Source organism: Candidatus Wallbacteria bacterium (genome assembly GCA_028687545.1).
Taxonomy (GTDB): Bacteria; Muiribacteriota; JAQTZZ01; order JAQTZZ01; family JAQTZZ01; genus JAQTZZ01.
The window spans coordinates 22711-39270 of record JAQTZZ010000028.1 but is presented as its reverse complement, the minus strand read 5'-3'; the positions used below and the strand labels follow the sequence as shown (position 1 = coordinate 39270).

The window sequence follows — 16560 nt, the reverse complement described above, 5'->3', positions numbered from 1 at the left end:
GGAATTCCCGAATTTGAGGTAAGATGAGTAGAACTGGTTCCAGAAAGAAGCTGTCTGATTGTGGAGGGGAAAATGAGGTATTTCATGACCATTTTGGCAGGTATGCTGCTGTTCGTACCCGGGATCGTGTCTGCGACTGAAGAAGCAAAATCCACCGGCTTTCCACTGGAAGGTCTGGCAGGGTTTGAAAACATCCAGATTTCCGACGACCTGAAGGCAATCCTGTCCCGGAATGGTTTTGCCGTGCAGCCAGGTTCGAAAGAAGAGATGTACAAGGTATATGAAGATATCAAGAAGCGGGGAGGGGCAGTTTTTGTCAGCAGTGACGCCCTGCTGAATTCAGCGCACATCTTTTTTGATTATTCGCTGAGGATCCTGGAAATGACAAGGCTTTCCGGACTGGCGGCAGAGCTCACAGACAAGCTGCTGGAACTTACCAGGGCTCAGCTGGAACAGGCGAAAGACCCTGAGGTCAAGGAAGCCGCACTTCTGAATCTCGGCTATTTTTCAGTGGCCAGGCGCTGCTTCGATCCTGCCTACCGGACCGGCACCGAGGCAGACAAGCTCGCAGACAGTGAGCTTTCAAAGATGGCAGCTCACAAGGGACTCGAATCCAGAGACCTTCTGCGCTATGTCGACAAGCCGAGCCTGATTTCCACACCATACGCTTACGAGGATTACAGCCAGTATGTGCCGCGCGGGCATTACACCAGGAACGAGAAATTCCAGCAGTATTTCCAGGCCCTGATGTGGTTCGGCCGGATCGATTTCAAGCTCAGACCTCAGAAAGAGGGCGCAGGTAAAGCCTGCGGCGAGAAAATGACGCTGCAGGCCCTCCTGATCACTGAAGCGTTGAAAAACTCCGAGGCCTACGGACTCTGGAAGTCAGTTTACGAGCCGACAGTCTATTTCGTGGGTAAAACCGACGACCTGAACGTGGACGACTATCTGGCTGTTTCCAGAAAAATTTTCACCGATGCCGGCACTGTGGACAGATTTTCCGATAAAACAAAATTACCCCTGTTCATCGAAGAAGCCCTGAAGCTTGGCTCTCCGAAAATCCTGTCAGGAGCTTCCTTTGTCGAGGACGGGGATTTTTCGGCATCCGCCAAAGGCTTCAGACTGATGGGACAGCGTTTCATCCCAGACTCCTACATGTTCCAGCAGCTGGTTTTCCACAATCAGAAGGATAAGCTGTTCCTCAAGTACACCGGCAAGGGCAAGCCATTCACCATGGAGGACATCCCGAATATCGGACCGGCCAGGGCCTTCCCCCGCGGCCTCGATGTGGCGGCTGTCTATGGCTCCAGACAGGCTCAAAAGATTCTTACCGCCGAAGGTGACACTGAGTATTCGGATTATGACGTACTTCTCAAGAATCTGCAGCAGGAGATGTGGATCTCGAAAAAAGAGACAGACTGGAAGCAGAATCTTTACTGGCGCTGGATATATTCCCTGCTGCCGCTTTTAACCGAAGAGTGGAAGACAAACGTGCCAAGGTTCATGCAGTCGGATGCCTGGAAGCAGAAGGAATTGCAGGCTTTCCTGGGTTCCTGGACCGAACTGCGGCATGACACCATCCTGTATGCCAAGCAGAGTTATACCATGCTGGGAAGGGGAATGTCGCCAAAGGAACCTGAGAAAGCCTATGGTTATGTTGAGCCATATCCTGAGGTCTACGGGAGAATCGCTGAGATGCTCAAGGATTTGAGCTCCAATCTGGATACCCTGAAGATCAATTCAGACGGCTTATCCGGGAAAATCGGGGAATTCGTTTCTCTCTTGAACAGCCTGAAGGTTATTTCGGAAAAGGAACTCCAGGCTAAAGACCTGGAAGAGTCGGAATACGACCTGATCGCGGATATCGGTGCCAGACTCAAAGCGCTGCGCGATTTCCCGAAAGAGCTGCTTGATCTGATCACCTCTGAAACCGACTCCAGGATGGAGATCGCCGCTGATGTCCATACTGACCCGAATACAAAACAGGTTCTGGAAGAAGGCCTTGGCTCGCCCTCCAGTCTTTTCGTGATCGTGAGCGACGGCAAGGGATACCGCCTCTGCCGGGGAGCGGTCTATTCCAGCTACGAGTTCAAGTGGAAGATGGAAAACAGGCTGACCGACGAACTCTGGCAGCAGATGGGCAAGGAAAGCTCCAGACCTGAGCCGCCGGCCTGGGTCTCCGGATTCACGGCAAAATAAGGTTTTACTTCTTTTCGACTGATACATCTTTCCCGAAGATGGCGAAATAGATCATTCCGATCAGACCGCAGCCGAAAGCAGTGAAAAAATTGGCTTCAGGCGAGATGTTCCAGAGCGGTGCGCTTGCGAGGGCTGCGATGGAGACTATCACGTCGCGGATCAGGTAGTAAGTGCCGAACGTGGCTGCTTTCGCATGATCAGGAGCCAGGTCCATGATCAGCGCTTTCCTGGTCGGTTCACCGAATTCCTTCAGTCCCCTGATGACGAAAGCCAGAATCATCAGTTCGAAGCTGTGTGAATAATAGATGGCGAGCGGGAAGATGGTAAAGAATCCAAAGGTGATCACCACGAACGGCTTTTTGCCGAAGCGGTCCGCAAAATATGCCACAGGCAGGTAGATCAATACTGCTGTCGCCATTTCGATGGCAGTCAGATAACCGAACTGCGGCTCAGTGACCCCCATGTTTTTTACGCACCAGATCACTACGAAAGCGTATGGTATCTGCTCAGCGAAGCGGATGAGTATGTCTGAGATCAGGAGATTGGCGAGATCGCCGCGGATGAATTTGATGGAATCCCGAAGATGGAGAGAGGTGTCGTCAGGCTTTTTTTCCTTTATGAAACGGTCCTGCACGAAAAGAGAGATCCCGGCCAGGATGAAAGCTGCAGCGAACGCGAATCTTACTCCCTGGACTGTCCCGTAATACTTGATCATCAGGCCTCCGCAGACCGGGCCGAACGCCATCGGGAAGCGCCTGACCAGGGAATGGATCGTAACGCCCAGAGTGCGCTTGTTTTTAGGGACTGCTTTTGAGACGAGGCTCATCACTGCCGGCAGTGAAATCGCGGACCAGGAAATGAAGAACAGTGCCCCGACCAGCACTGCCTGCCAGCAGGGCACAAAGATCACGATCAGGTATCCGCACATGGAAAGCAGGGTGAAAACGGTCAGAGCCCGCTTGTATCCGAGTTTATCCGAAAGCCATCCACCCGGAAAAGAATAGAGTGCATTCAAGAGGTTGGTCATGGCATTTAAAAAACCGATGGAATAGCTGCTGCCGCCGAGAGCCATCAGATACAGCGGCAGGAAGCGTTCCGCCATGCGCTCGCCCATGCCGACCAGGACCACCATCAGCACCATGCCGAGAATGCTGGGGTTTAAGGCTGAAAAAGGTTCTTTTCTTTCTTCCGCCATTCTACTCCTGATTCTTCTGCGGGACCCTATTCGACTTTGACATCTCCCAGCCTGAAAAATGTGTAAAGCGCGTCATAGACCATGAACTGGGCTTCCAGATTATCGAAATCGTCGGGATGCAACAGCGAGAAACCGCGGGCTATGGCGTCCAGCCCTGGCGCGTAAGGATTGGATGACTGCATGCCTGTGTCGGCTGCATTCACAACCTCTGCCAGCTTCAGAAGTGCACGGTCCTTGAGGTTGTATTTTTCCATGATTGCCACAAAGCTGCATGATTTACCGTGATGCCCGAGTTCGACATCCTGTATGTCGAATGGAATTGCGTTATCTTTTGCAGCCTGTTTTAAAACAAGGTCTTTGGCGACAAATGTGAATTCCGCCTCTGAGTCGATGAAGCGCTTGATCAGCCAGGGACAGGCCACTCTATCTATCTGCACATGCGCGCGGGTTACCCATTTCACAATCCACCTCCGGAAGTTGATCTGAAAATTATATCAGATTTCAGGTTTGTTAAATTCGATTTTTGAATGTTGCACCCTTCTTGACCCGCAGACCTCATGATGCTATATTGCCCGCATGGTGCACATCAATGGTCTGAAAAAGCGCTATGGCCCGAAACTTCTGTTCGAGAACCTTGACCTGCACATCAGGCAGCGCGACAGAATCGCCCTGGTCGGTGAAAACGGGTCAGGCAAGACTACGTTGATGAAAATACTCTGCGGGCTGGAAGATGATGACGCAGGGACCATCAACCGGGCAGGCAATATCCGTACCGGATATCTGCCTCAGTTCCTTCCGTTCAGCTACAATCCGGAAATCACGCTCTTCGACGAGGCGCGCAAAGCCTTCAGCCTGCTTTACGAAAAAGCCGCTAAACTGACTGAACTTGAACTCCTGATGGGCGAAGTGGAATATGATTCCCTTGAATATGAAAAAGTCACCAGCAAATACTCTCAACTGACCGAAGAAATGAAGCACGAGGGTTATTACGAACTGGACTCCAGAGTGAGGATTGTGCTCTTCGGGCTGGGATTCACGGAACAGGATCTGGAAAAGAAATGTGTGCATTTTTCGGGAGGCTGGCAGATGCGGATCATGCTGGCCAGAATCCTGATCGAAAAACCTGATCTTCTGCTCCTGGATGAACCCACCAATCATCTGGACATTGAGTCGTCCAACTGGCTGCTGGAATTCATCCGTGGCTACCCCGGAGCAGTGATGCTGGTGTCACACGACCGCTATTTTCTGGACGCACTGGTCAAGCGGGTAGCAGAGCTCTACAACAGCGAGATGAAGGTCTATACAGGCAATTACACCCAGTTCGAGACGGCGAGGGAGGAATACATTGATTCCCTGCACAGGCAGGCCGAAGAATATGAGCAGGCCAAGGAAAAAGCCGAGCGCTTCATTGACCGTTTCAGAGCCAAGGCTTCCAAAGCATCTGCAGTGCAGTCCCGCATCAAGATGGTGGAAAAGATGGAAGTTGTGAAAATCCCACCCAAGAGAAAGAAAATCCGCTTCCGTTTTCCAAAGGCTCAAAATTCAGGGCTCAAAGTGCTCAAGGTGCAGGATCTGGCCAAGCAGTTCGGCGAAAAGGTCGTATTCATGGGAGCTGAATTCGAGGTGGAACGCGGAGACCGCGTGGCAGTACTAGGCAAAAACGGGTCGGGAAAAACCACCCTGATCAAGATTATTGCCGGCAGGCTGCCGCAGGACATGGGTGAAGCAGTACAAGGCCATAATGTGCAGCTTGACTATTACGCCCAGGAACCGTCTGAAGTGCTGAATCATCAGCGCACTGTGATCGAAGAAATGAGCTGCAACGCAGCCAATGAGCAGATCCCGCTACTGAGGGACATTCTGGGAGCATTTTTATTCCACGACGATGATATCTACAAAAAAGTTGAAGTGCTGTCAGGCGGTGAACGTTCGAGGCTCGCTCTGGCCAGATTGCTTTTACGCAAATCCAATCTGCTGGTTCTGGACGAACCCACCAATCATCTGGACATCTATTCGAAAGACGTGCTGCTGGATGCTTTGCGTTATTTCGAAGGCACAATCATCTTCGTCTCCCATGACCGCTATTTCATAGACCAGCTTGCCAACAAGATCGTTTACATCCAGGACGGAGAAGTAACTTCCTATACAGGCAATTACGAGGAATATCTGGCTCATCGGGAGAGGAAAAGAAAGCTGGCAGAAGAAGAAGCAAGGGAGAAGGACGTAAAAGGCAGGGAAAAAAAACGCAGGCAGGGATGAACAGCTGTTCACCCGTACAAAGGAAAATTCTGCCTGTCTATTCAGCAAGTTTTCCCGGATTCAGCGTCAAAGTCCCGGCAGATTGACATAACCTTTCAATCCTGATAAAATCCGGCTTTATGCCTGTTTACAGAGGCGACTCAAAATTACTGTTTTACGGACTGGTCGGAGGAACGCTCTTCTCGGCTCTACTTTCCTTTGCCCTGTCATTCGTGAAAGAAATACCCATCCAGCAGGTGGTGCTGTTTTCCTTCTTCTGGGGCGGCATGCTCACACTGACCATTATCGGGGGCTGGACGACCGGCTCCATCGCAGGTTTGCTGTGCGGCCTTTTCGGCGGTTTCATCATGAGCCCGCTGTTCTCGATCCTTTCAGGAATCAAATCCATCTGGGCGTATCTTTTTTTCCCGCTGATCGGTGCCCTGATCGGCCTCATCGCCGGGCTGATGAGAAGAAAAGGGGAATTCGATGGAGCGTCTGATCAAGGACTGTCAGGGATCATGCCGCGCTGGAAAATGAAGAAATGAAAGTGACAAATCTGATCAGATTACCCCTTCCAGCTCGTCGCAGATACTGTTGAAATCGGATTCAGACTCCACTGAAGCCAGGCGTCCCCTGAATTCTCTGATCCCAGGCATACCTTTAAGATAGGCGATCATGGTCTTTCTCATCACTTTCACGCCCTGCTTTTCGCCGTAAAAATCCAGGATCAGCCTGCCGTGCCTCTGGAATACTGCACGCAGATCCGTGATGGCAGGGGAAAATTCAGATCCATTCTGAAACAGTTTCAGCTTCTTGAAGATAAAGGGATTTCCGACTGCGGCTCTGCCGATCATCACGCCTGAAACACCGGTTTCCAGCATGCGGCCGAGAGATGTTCCATCCCTGACATTTCCATTTCCGATCACCGGGATTTCAAGGTTTTTCACCATTTCTGCTAAAGCCTGATAGTCTATTTCTCCGGCAAAACCCTGGCAGCGGGTGCGGGAGTGCAGAGTGACAAAGTTCAGGCCGCAGTCCTGGGCCAGTTTGGCGATTTCCAGGTAATTTTTACTCGTAATGGTATATCCTAGCCGCAGCTTGCAGGAAAAAAAGCCTTTGATTCTTGGCCTCAGGGAAGTGAAAATTTTTTTCAGCCGCTCAGGGAACTGCATCAGGAAGCAGCCTGCTTCGGATCTCAGTACTTTGGGAACCGAGCAACCCAGATTGAGGTCGATTCCGCTGAATGTACCGAGATCATTCAGAAATTCAGCGGTAGATTCAAGCTGAGGCAGACTGCCGCCGAAAATCTGAACTGAGAGGCGTTTTTTTTCCCCGGGATCAGTATGGTAAAGCGTCAGGCAGCCCCTGTTTCTGTGGAACATGGCATTGGCAGAGACCATTTCCGTGAAAGAGTAGTCTGCTCCGAATTCATAGCAGATGCTGCGGAACGGGTAATCCGTATACCCGGCCATAGGCGCGAGGATCAGGGGAATCGTATTTTCAGCAAACGGCAGGTTCATCAGATGTTATTATGTTAGTAGGTTAGTATGTTGGCAGGTTGGGGAAGAGACACCGGATTTCCTAATATTTTCTACATACTAACATACCAACATACAAACATACCAACTTCAAACGGAAATCGTGTGTTCTTGTGACAGCTCCATCAACAGCATCAATAGCCCCTGCAGGGCCAGTTCCGGGAAAATCACTGACTCCTGGATGTCGATCAGAGAGGAATCACCACCTGTGATGATTGTTTTGGTTCGTCCTGGAAGCTGTTCCGGAATTTTTTTAATGAAAAAAATAGCTTGATTGCAGAAACCGTTGTTCAATGCGTCTGCCGTGTTCAAAGCCCAGAGCGAATCTGGTTTGTGCAATCCGGTTTCAAACAGCGCTGCAGTGTTTTCGGACAGACTGCGCAGCCCGCTCCTGATTCCTGAACAGATCAACCCACCCTCGTGAAAGCCGTCGGGATTGATATAATCAACTGTCAGGGCTGTCCCGGCTGAAACTACCAGCAGTGGAGGCGTGTATATTTTACCCGCCGTCCAGATGTTAAGCAGACGGTCAGCGCCAAGTTGGGTCAGGTCATAAGCGCTTTTGATTTCAGGCTTCAGTTCCTGACCTACAGCGAGGATCCTGATTTTCGGGCCGATTTCCCTGAGCTTTTCCAGAGCTTCCGGCACTACAGAGCAGACCAGGCAGAGCTCAGGCTCAAACTCAGTGAAAAAGCTGGATTTCGAGACATCTTTGGTTTGGCAGGAAAAACTTCTCAGCAGATGCCTGCCGTCGGTTTCGCAGCCCTTGATGCAGGTGTTTCCAATATCAACCAGGATGGTTTTCATTTTCCTTCTCCGGGCAGTCAGGCTTGAATTTACCAATGATCTTGAAAGCATTCCTGTAAAATTTTTCAGCCAGTTTAAGAAAAAAGACGAGGTAGAGCGAAGTGCAGAATAATCCGATGCCAACTGAAAGGATTTCGCTCAGGAATAGGCAGGCGGATGCCGTGGAGCCGATCAGGATCAGGATTGGAACGATAAAAGCCAGGAACAGCGCCAGATAGAAAACAGCCTCAGGCATCTGAAGAATCAGGGTCTCGTTTTCGCTGCAGGCAAAATCAGGCTGAGGCAACGGAAATTCGGTTTTCTCGTCAAGCGGCAGCAACCGGAATCTCCCGCATTTTCCGCAAGTCCCGCAGCCTTCGCTTTCCCGGATTATAGAAACTTTAAGGCTTCCAGGAGTGACCGCAATGATTTTGGCGAGGATCTGCATATTTTCTTAATCCGATGTTTTCAGGCCGAAATGAAAAATGATGCCTGTGAGAGTCAACATGCCTGTGATCAGAAGGATCCAGGGAGAAATTCCCAGGCCTGTTCCCAGAAATCCGATGATTCCAGAGACAGCTGCCACCACGAATGCATAAGGAAGCTGGGTTCTGACATGATCCATCAGGTCGCATCCGCTGGATGCAGAGGACAGGATCGTAGTATCTGAAACCGGGGAAGCGTGATCACCGAAGACTGATCCGGCGATCACGGCGCCGATAGTGCCGTGGATCACGGAAAGATAGACAGGTTCTCCCAGGGAAATTCTGTGGGCAAGCGGGATCGCAAGCGGGTACAGGATCGCCATGGTGCCCCACGAAGTGCCTGTGGCAAAAGAGATCAGGCAGGCCAGAACAAAGGTGAAGAACGGGAAAATGGCAGGCAGCAGATAAATTGCACCATATTGGGCCAGATATCTGCTGGTGTGAAGTTCCCCGCAGATTTCGCAGAGGGACCAGGACAGCAGCAGGATTAAAACTGTGGAAGCCATTGATTTGGCACCCTTGAGCCAGGCGTCCGCAATCTCTGTATAAGGGAGTTGATTCTGATAAAGGGCGAGCAGGATGGAACTGAGCGAAGCAAGGACTGAAGACCAGATCAGAACGATCAGCGGACTGCCGTTGCTGATGATCCACTGCAGTGAACTGCGCTTCAAAAGATGGGCTCCTGAAGGAAGGGCACCGTACCCGTTCAGATACAGTCCGAATACGGTTGAGAGCAGCAGCACCAGAACCGGCAGCGCAAAGTTAAGCCAGTTCGAATGGATGCCGGGATCGGATGGCATTTCTTCCAGATCAGCAGAGAGAGGGCGGGAAGTACGTTCATAGAGCTGTCCTGTACTTACGGCTCTTTTTTCAGCCAGGTACATCGGACCGAAATCTCTCCCGCTCACAGCGATCAGGAAGACAAAGAAGACGGTCAGCAATGGGTAGAATGCAAACGGGGTCGAAGAAATGAAAGAAGTATATGGATCAAGCTCGATGCCTGTTTCGTGGAAAGAATCGGTGATCAGTGAAACCTGATATCCGAGCCAGGTAGTCACCAGGCAGATCGAAGTAACAGGGGAAGACATGGAATCTACGAGAAAGGAGAGCTTTTCCCTGGAGATCCTGAATTTGTCCGAAAGGGGTTTGATGATGTATCCCACAAGCAGAGAGCTGGCATAGTCGTCGAAAAATATAGCCAATCCAAGCATCCAGGTATAAAGCTGGCAGGAAGATCTGGAATTGGCGAGGTTTTTTAATTTTTCAGTGATCCCAAGACCGCCTGTGCGGATGATTACTCCGGCCATCCCGGCAATTGCGATTGTGAAAACCAGGATGCAGGCATGTTCAGAATCCGTGAGTGCATTGATCAGGTATGTGTCGCATATGGAAAAAAGTGATCTGAAGGCTGACTGGATAAAACCAGGATATTTATCGATGTTGAGGGTAAGTGTTTCAGGATTTGGGAGTGCGAAAGTTTTCAGGAATACTCCACACCATACGCCTGCGAAAAGAGAAAGGATCACCCTGGAAGTGATCAAGGCAGTTCCGATCGCTACCAGCGGTGGGAGCAAGGGGCCTAAAACTGCAAAGGCGATTTCGTCGCGGGTGAGCAGAAAGAGAGCCAATACTATCACCACACTGAAAAGCAGGAGATAGAATTTTCTGGTCATGAGGCCTCCGTAGAAATTATAAAACAAACAGCCAGGATAATCCAGCAGGGAAAAGATAGTTGGGGTGATTCGGGTTGGAACCCCACTTCGCAAAAGCTCTGGCTTTTGCTCCGGGGGTTAAGAAGCTGTAAAGCCTCACTTCGTTCGGCTTAACAGCTTCTAAAAAAAAGTGGCAACCATGCTGGCCTTTGGACCGCGGAAACATTATGCTGGAGCGAAAAAGGCAGGTGAAAAACCCCAGCCATCATCTCCGCAGCCAAACAATGATTAGTATTGCCTGGTTGCCTACTTAATTTTAATTAGATTTGAGCAATATTGATGCCAATAAATAAAGATCTGGATGATTCCATTCCAGGGCAACAGATATAGAGACTGTTAAACAAATTCAATCAGATTTTTTTATAAAAATCGACCGTCGCGAGGAGAAATTAAAATCCCTGATTCGACTCTATTGGGAAATAAATACCCGGTTGGAGACTGCTAGAACTCATGAAATGGGTTCTAAGGTTTTACCGCCACTCCAAGGTCGAGTTCCTTGATTTTTTCATAAATGCTTTTTCGTTGCATTCCTGAGAGGCGGGCGGCTTTGGAAATGTTTCCCTGACAGAAAGTGAGCAGGCGCTGGAAATATTCGCGGTCGAATTTAATGATCAGCTCTTTTTTCATGGTCTGGTAGTCCTTGCTGGAAAATTCTTCGGGACTGATCAATTCATCTGAGAAATGATAGATAGTCTTGAGATGTTTCAGGCTGACAGTAGCTCCTTCTCCAGTCACCATGATCCGCTCAATGATGTTTTTTAATTCGCGGATATTGCCGGGAAACGTGTAGACACAAAGAAAATCCAGAGCATCCTGAGAGAAATCATTCCAGGAAAGAGAATATTTATGATTGAATTCAGCCAGGAAATGCCTGGCCAGGTGAGGGATGTCTTCGCGTCTGTCCCTGAGTGGTGGAAGGTTTATCTTGACCACGTTCAGCCTGTAAAAGAGATCTTCCCTGAAACTGCCTTTTTTTACCTCAGCTTCGAGGTCCTGATGAGTGGCGGTAATCACCCTGCATTTGACAGGAATCAATTCGGCGCCGCCAATGCGCAGAAAATTTTTTTCCTGCAGCACTCTGAGAAGTTTGACCTGCAGAGCAAGCGGAAGCTCACCGATCTCGTCGAGAAAAATCGTGCCTTCGCCTGCGAGTTCAAACTTACCCTGCTGGGTCGAGTAGGCACCAGTGAAGCTTCCCTTTTCGAATCCGAACAATTCAGATTCGACCAGGTTCTCCGGGATGGCGCTGCAGTTCAAAGGTATGAACGGTTCTTTCGCATACTTTCCAGCGCAGTGAAGAGATCTGGCGATCAGTTCCTTGCCTGTGCCTGATTCTCCGGTGATCAACACTGTGACGTCGATGTCCTTGATTTTCTGCATCAAGCGCATCAGAGCTTCCATGGCTGGGCTCTGGGTGATGATTTCAGGAAAAAGACTTGCGTATTCAGCCGGATCCGGGTGGACGCCGGATCGAGCGGATAAATCCTTGCAGATCTGGCGGAGCTTTTCAATGGCAAAGGGCTTTTTCAGATAATCGTCTGCTCCTTCTTTCATGGCGCGCACTGCGATTTCCTCTGATCCATACGCGGTCATGATCACGACCAGCGTTTCCGGGGAATTGCCTTTGATACGCTGCAGTATATCCAGGCCGTTGCATTTGGGCATATTGATGTCCAAAAAAATCAGGTCGAAATTCTTCCAGTAATCCTGACTTTCAGTCACCAGAGAGAAGTCTTTCAGGGCTTCAACATGATGCTCCAGTTTTTTCAGTACACGCTGGATGGTATAGCCGATCTCAGGCTCATCGTCTATCACAAGGATTTTCATGGCAATATTCTAACATAGTGAATAGTGAATAGTGAATAGTGAGCAGTGAACAGGATGGGAATTTGAATTTGCTTTATTCACCAATCACCATTCACTGCTCACTGTTCAATGTGACTGTGTTATACTCTTTCCATGTTGCGCACGAGTGATTTTGATTATGCACTCCCAGAGGAATTCATCGCCCAGGAACCTGTGAGCCCACGGGACCATTCCCGGCTCCTGGTGTATGAACGGGCAGCCGGAAGGATTTCACACCGCAGATTTATTGAAATCGGGGAATATCTTTCCCCTGGAGACATAGTGGTAGTGAACGATACCAGGGTACTGCCTGCCAGAATTCTCGGAAAAAAGGCCAGCGGCGGGAACGCCGAGATTTTCCTTTTGTCATATCTCAGTTCAAATCAGGAAGGGCAGGTCTGGGAAGCCCTGGTCAAGCCTTCCAGGAGGCTCAAAAGCGGGCAGATTGTCAATGCGGACGGTCTGGGGATCAGGATTTTGAGCGAATTGCCAGATGGGATGCGCCTGATTCAGATACTCGACAGTGACAGGAAGAATATTTTAAGCCACGGCAGGGTTCCGCTTCCTCCATACATCAGGAATCAGACAGTAGACCCCGAAAGATACCAGACGGTTTTCGCAGCGAATGAAGGGGCTGTGGCTGCTCCCACTGCGGGGCTTCATTTCACCCCGGAGCTGCTCTCAACACTTGCCGCTTCTGGAGTAGAGATTATCAAGATCACTCTGCACGTGGGAATCGGCACTTTCAGGGAAGTCAGCGCCGAATGCATCAGAGACCATCGAATCCATGAAGAGAAATTTGAAATCACTTCCGCAGCCGCGGAACGGATCAATCTGGCCAGGGCGCGGAAACACAGGGTGATCGCCTGCGGCACGACTTCCTGCAGAGCCCTGGAAAGCGCAGAGTCCGGCGGTCTGATCAGGGCAGGGGAGTCCTCTACCGGCATTTTTATTTATCCTGGCTACAAGTTCCGCGTGATCGATGGGCTGATCACAAACTTCCATCTGCCCAGGAGCACTCTTTTGATGCTGGTTTCAGCCCTGACAGGACGGGAACTGGTCTTTAAATGCTATCAGGAGGCCCTTAGGGCCAATTACCGTTTTTTCAGTTTTGGCGATGCAATGCTGGTGATTTAAGATTATGCTCCTTCTTTAATGATTAACCCGATCCTGCCGATGAAATAGTAAAAGATAGTTTTGCATATGTTATAATATTGATCTGGATAAGACTGGCAAGTCGAGAGGAGCGGGGTACATTGGCGAAGGGCACGGAAAAACCGGATAAAAATCTAACCCCACGTGAGCAGAAAAGTGATGTCGAAGACGCCATCAAGCATTATCTCAAATTTCTTGACAAGCAGAGCCTGCTGACTCCCGAGGAAGAACGGGAACTTGCCAGGAGATACAGGGATGAAGCAGACCAGGTTGCCAAACGCAAGCTGATCCAGGCAAATCTCCGGCTGGTTGTAAGCATCGCCAAGAAATTCAGTAATCGTGGGATCCTTTTTCTGGATTTGATCCAGGAAGGAAATCTCGGGCTGATAAAGTCAGTCGAAAAATTCGAATACCGGCTGGGTTACAAATTCTCAACCTATGCCACCTGGTGGATCAAACAGGCTATTACCAGAGCCCTTTTTGAAAAGTTCAAGCTGATCCGGATCCCGAATCATGTAGTGGACCAGATTTCGCAGCTGCGCAAAGTTCAGGAACAGATGCTTCAGGAGCTGGGACATAAGCCTTCGATGGAGGAACTGGCTCTGGAGCTCAACTGCACTCCTACCAAAGTCCGGGAATTGATCAGCCTGATGAATGAGCCTGTGTCTCTTGATGTTCCAGTGGGCGACGATGAAGGCAACCTGCTGGGTGATTTCGTGGAATCCGGCATGATCACTCCTGAAGAGGAAGTCTTCGACAGGATGCTCAAGCAGCAGATAGAGAAGGCTCTGAAAGTATTGTCTCCCAAAGAGCGCAGTGTGATCATCTGGCGTTTCGGGCTGGATGACGGTGAGCCATTGACTCTCGAAGAAATAGGCAAAAAGCTGCTTGTCACCAGGGAACGTGTGAGGCAGATCGAGGACAAGGCTCTGAAGAAACTGCGGCGATTGTCTCACCGTGAAAAGCTCACTGATTTTGAAATCAAATGATTCTTCATGAATGATGTTAATAAACTCCAGGAATTGCTGAATTCCACTGATGCGGCGGACGGAAAAGCTGTAGCCCTGATTTTCGGGGAAGGCGGCGCTGAGGCTTCGATATACGGGCTGCTGGAATCATTGTCTGAAGACGAGAGTTTTGCTCGCATTTTCAACGAGATTTCAGAAAAAATCCCGAGGGATATTTTTTTTCAGAATATCTCCAAACCACTCCAGAAAATCAACCCAGAGGAATTTGAAAAGGTTCTGCCCCGGATCGTCAGATGGGATGATTATGAAACCAGCCTTTTTCTCTGCCATCTTTACAAGTCTCTCACTAATGATTCTAAGCGGAATCTGGTCCTGAAAAGGATCACCAGGATGCGGACTTTGCCGCCTGTAAAGGGTGAGATCACTGATTATTATCTTGAAAACAACGATTTTCTGACTGAAATTTTAATTTTTCTCAGGCATCCTTCACCCGATATAAGGGAACGTGGACTTTCACTGCTTTCATCTACAGGGTCGGCCAAAGCTGCAGAGACTTTCCTCGATTTTTTCCGAACTGAACATAAGCACGAGGTCAAACTCAAGTGGTTCAAGTTCCTCGGCAGATTCAACCCCCAGACTATACTTGATCTGATCAACCGGATTATCGACGATCTACCGCCTGATCTTCTTGAGGAACTGGCCGGATTCCTGAAGGGATTTTCCAGAGAACGGCCTCGCTTCTATCTGGAATTTCTCAGATCTTTCAAGGGCCGGCGGGAAATCTTCAAAAAAATCTCCACTGCTCTTTCCGGAATCGTCGATCTATCCTGCCTTCCACTGCTCGTTGATTCAGTTCTGAGTTCGGATTCCGGTGAAGGGAAAGTTTTTTTCCCAGCCCTGGAAAACCTGGTGAATTACCATCTGGAAAAAGAAAAACTCAACTGGGAGCACGGAAATCTCAGGAAACACAAACATGAGATTGAGCGTCTGCTGAAGTCTGAAAATCAGCAGATCCGGCATGGAACTCTGGCCATGCTGCTGAAATTTAAAGCCGAGGGTTTGACCGGAGTGATGGATTTCTACCACGATACAAGCAACACGGACAAGATATACCTTGAAGGGCTGTTCAAGAATACTTCGCCTACAGTGATGCTGCCGATCATTCAGAGAACCGTTACCTCAGGCAATCAGAAAACATTGCTCTCTATGCTTAAAATCATCAAAAACATTGGGGAACAGGATTATCTGCCTTTCGTGATCAAAGTGATAGCTCTCGATGATCCGGAAGTGCGTCCCGCAGCCCTGAAGACGGCGGAGGATCTCGGAATGACCCCGAAATACCAGATATACTGCAGGGATGAAAAGGAAGACCTGCGCTACTGGGCTTGTTTTCTCCTGAAAAATTTCCCGAAGCGGGAAAACCTGAAAATACTGAGCGAAAAGCTTGTGGACCCTTCGGTTAAGGTCAGGCAAGTGGCGGTATCAACGATGCTTTGCTATGCCGGGTTTCCAGAAACTCTGAGTATACTGGAAGAAGCTTTCGACGATCCTGATGAAACGGTTCAGGAGAAGGCAATTGAAGTGCTGGGCAAGATCGGTACAGACTCAGCATTTCTGGTGCTGCAGAAGAATCTCGATCTCAAGCCTTTCTCTCCCAGGCTTAAGGAAAAGGTTGCCACCCTGCTCTACGTGACGGAAAAAAAGGAACTTGTGGAAACCGTCAAGATCCCTGAGGAAGCAAAAGAAATTCCGGTCAAGAACCCTGACAGGCTGGGCAAGAAAATGCTGGACAACCTGAGAGTGAAATTGAAAGATCTGAATCCAGAGGTCCGATTCCAGGCAGCTCAGATTCTGGTCACTTATACGGACAGGGACGATCCGGCGATCCTGCCTCTTCTCCACGACGCTGCAGTCGATCCTGACAAACGGATCAGGGCTTTGATCGCCCAGGCCCTGGGGAAATCCGGCGACAGAACTTCTTACAGGGTACTCTTGAAGCTGTTGAACGATCCCAATGACAGGGTGCGCGCCAATGTAGTACAGAGCCTGGAAAAATTCGACCGCAAGGACGAGGTAATCGCACTGCTCGTCCCATTCCTGGATGACAGTAATAACCGTGTCCGGGCAAATGTGATAGTGGCACTCTGGCGCCTTCAATATAAAAACATCTGGGGTACTCTCAAGGCTCTGCTTGATCACAAGGATGACAGGCATGTGGCGAGCGCCCTTTACGCTATCCGCGAAATCAGCTTCAAAGGGCCTTATATATTCATGAAGCAGTATTTCGTGAGCACTTCGCCGATAGTGAAGTTCAATCTTCTGCTCACGATCGGGAAACTGGGGATCAGGGATCAATTCATCCCGGAAATCCAGAGCCTGACTCGCGACAGTGAACCCCGTGTCCGTGAAGCAGCACGTGAATTACTGGAGAAATGA

13 protein-coding genes are annotated in these 16560 nt (G+C 49.6%); 6 read left to right on the top strand and 7 right to left on the bottom strand.

Annotated elements, in window-relative coordinates; genetic code table 11:
• The first annotated feature begins 72 nt into the window (after positions 1 to 72).
• Complete coding sequence (locus PHW04_12000) at positions 73 to 2199, top strand: DUF3160 domain-containing protein (GenBank protein MDD2716604.1); 2127 nt, start codon at positions 73 to 75, stop codon at positions 2197 to 2199.
• A gap of 4 nt (positions 2200 to 2203) precedes the next feature.
• On the opposite strand, the gene PHW04_11995 is transcribed toward PHW04_12000, so the two are convergent.
• Positions 2204 to 3394: an MFS transporter gene (locus PHW04_11995; GenBank protein MDD2716603.1), complete on the bottom strand. Its 1191-nt coding sequence runs from the start codon at positions 3392 to 3394 to the stop codon at positions 2204 to 2206.
• 26 nt (positions 3395 to 3420) lie between these two features.
• Complete coding sequence (locus PHW04_11990) at positions 3421 to 3855, bottom strand: chromate resistance protein (protein MDD2716602.1); 435 nt, start codon at positions 3853 to 3855, stop codon at positions 3421 to 3423.
• Between the two features lie 115 nt (positions 3856 to 3970).
• Between PHW04_11990 and PHW04_11985 the strand changes: the two genes are divergently transcribed.
• Positions 3971 to 5653: an ABC-F family ATP-binding cassette domain-containing protein gene (locus PHW04_11985; GenBank protein ID MDD2716601.1), complete on the top strand. Its 1683-nt coding sequence runs from the start codon at positions 3971 to 3973 to the stop codon at positions 5651 to 5653.
• A gap of 119 nt (positions 5654 to 5772) precedes the next feature.
• Complete coding sequence (locus PHW04_11980) at positions 5773 to 6180, top strand: hypothetical protein (GenBank protein MDD2716600.1); 408 nt, start codon at positions 5773 to 5775, stop codon at positions 6178 to 6180.
• 15 nt (positions 6181 to 6195) lie between these two features.
• Here PHW04_11980 and PHW04_11975 read toward each other — a convergent pair whose 3' ends face one another.
• From PHW04_11975 to PHW04_11955, 5 genes are all read right to left on the bottom strand, one after another.
• Positions 6196 to 7155 carry a tRNA-dihydrouridine synthase gene (locus PHW04_11975; protein MDD2716599.1) on the bottom strand — a complete coding sequence of 320 codons (960 nt, stop codon included), beginning with the start codon at positions 7153 to 7155 and terminating at the stop codon, positions 6196 to 6198.
• 108 nt (positions 7156 to 7263) lie between these two features.
• The gene (locus PHW04_11970; protein MDD2716598.1) at positions 7264 to 7980 is read right to left on the bottom strand and encodes a type III pantothenate kinase; all 717 of its coding nucleotides are present in this window, start codon (positions 7978 to 7980) and stop codon (positions 7264 to 7266) included.
• A complete protein-coding gene (locus tag PHW04_11965) occupies positions 7961 to 8407 on the bottom strand; it encodes a SoxR reducing system RseC family protein (GenBank protein ID MDD2716597.1) in 447 nt (148 codons plus the stop codon). The genes PHW04_11970 and PHW04_11965 overlap by 20 nt, the downstream gene beginning before the upstream one ends.
• Before the next feature lie 6 nt (positions 8408 to 8413).
• Positions 8414 to 10117 (bottom strand): Na+/H+ antiporter NhaC family protein, encoded by a 1704-nt coding sequence (locus tag PHW04_11960; protein ID MDD2716596.1) that lies wholly within the window; start codon positions 10115 to 10117, stop codon positions 8414 to 8416.
• Between the two features lie 501 nt (positions 10118 to 10618).
• On the bottom strand, positions 10619 to 11983 hold the full coding sequence (locus PHW04_11955; protein MDD2716595.1) for a sigma-54 dependent transcriptional regulator: 1365 nt from the start codon (positions 11981 to 11983) through the stop codon (positions 10619 to 10621).
• Positions 11984 to 12118: 135 nt separating this feature from the next.
• On the opposite strand from PHW04_11955, the gene queA reads away from it, so the two are divergent.
• From queA to PHW04_11940, 3 genes are all read left to right on the top strand, one after another.
• Positions 12119 to 13138, top strand: a complete 1020-nt coding sequence (gene queA, locus PHW04_11950) for a tRNA preQ1(34) S-adenosylmethionine ribosyltransferase-isomerase QueA (GenBank protein MDD2716594.1) — start codon at positions 12119 to 12121, stop codon at positions 13136 to 13138.
• A 77-nt stretch (positions 13139 to 13215) separates the two neighbouring features.
• Positions 13216 to 14145, top strand: coding sequence for a sigma-70 family RNA polymerase sigma factor (locus PHW04_11945; GenBank protein MDD2716593.1), 930 nt, complete (start codon positions 13216 to 13218; stop codon positions 14143 to 14145).
• Positions 14146 to 14151: 6 nt separating this feature from the next.
• Positions 14152 to 16560 carry a HEAT repeat domain-containing protein gene (locus tag PHW04_11940; GenBank protein MDD2716592.1) on the top strand — a complete coding sequence of 803 codons (2409 nt, stop codon included), beginning with the start codon at positions 14152 to 14154 and terminating at the stop codon, positions 16558 to 16560.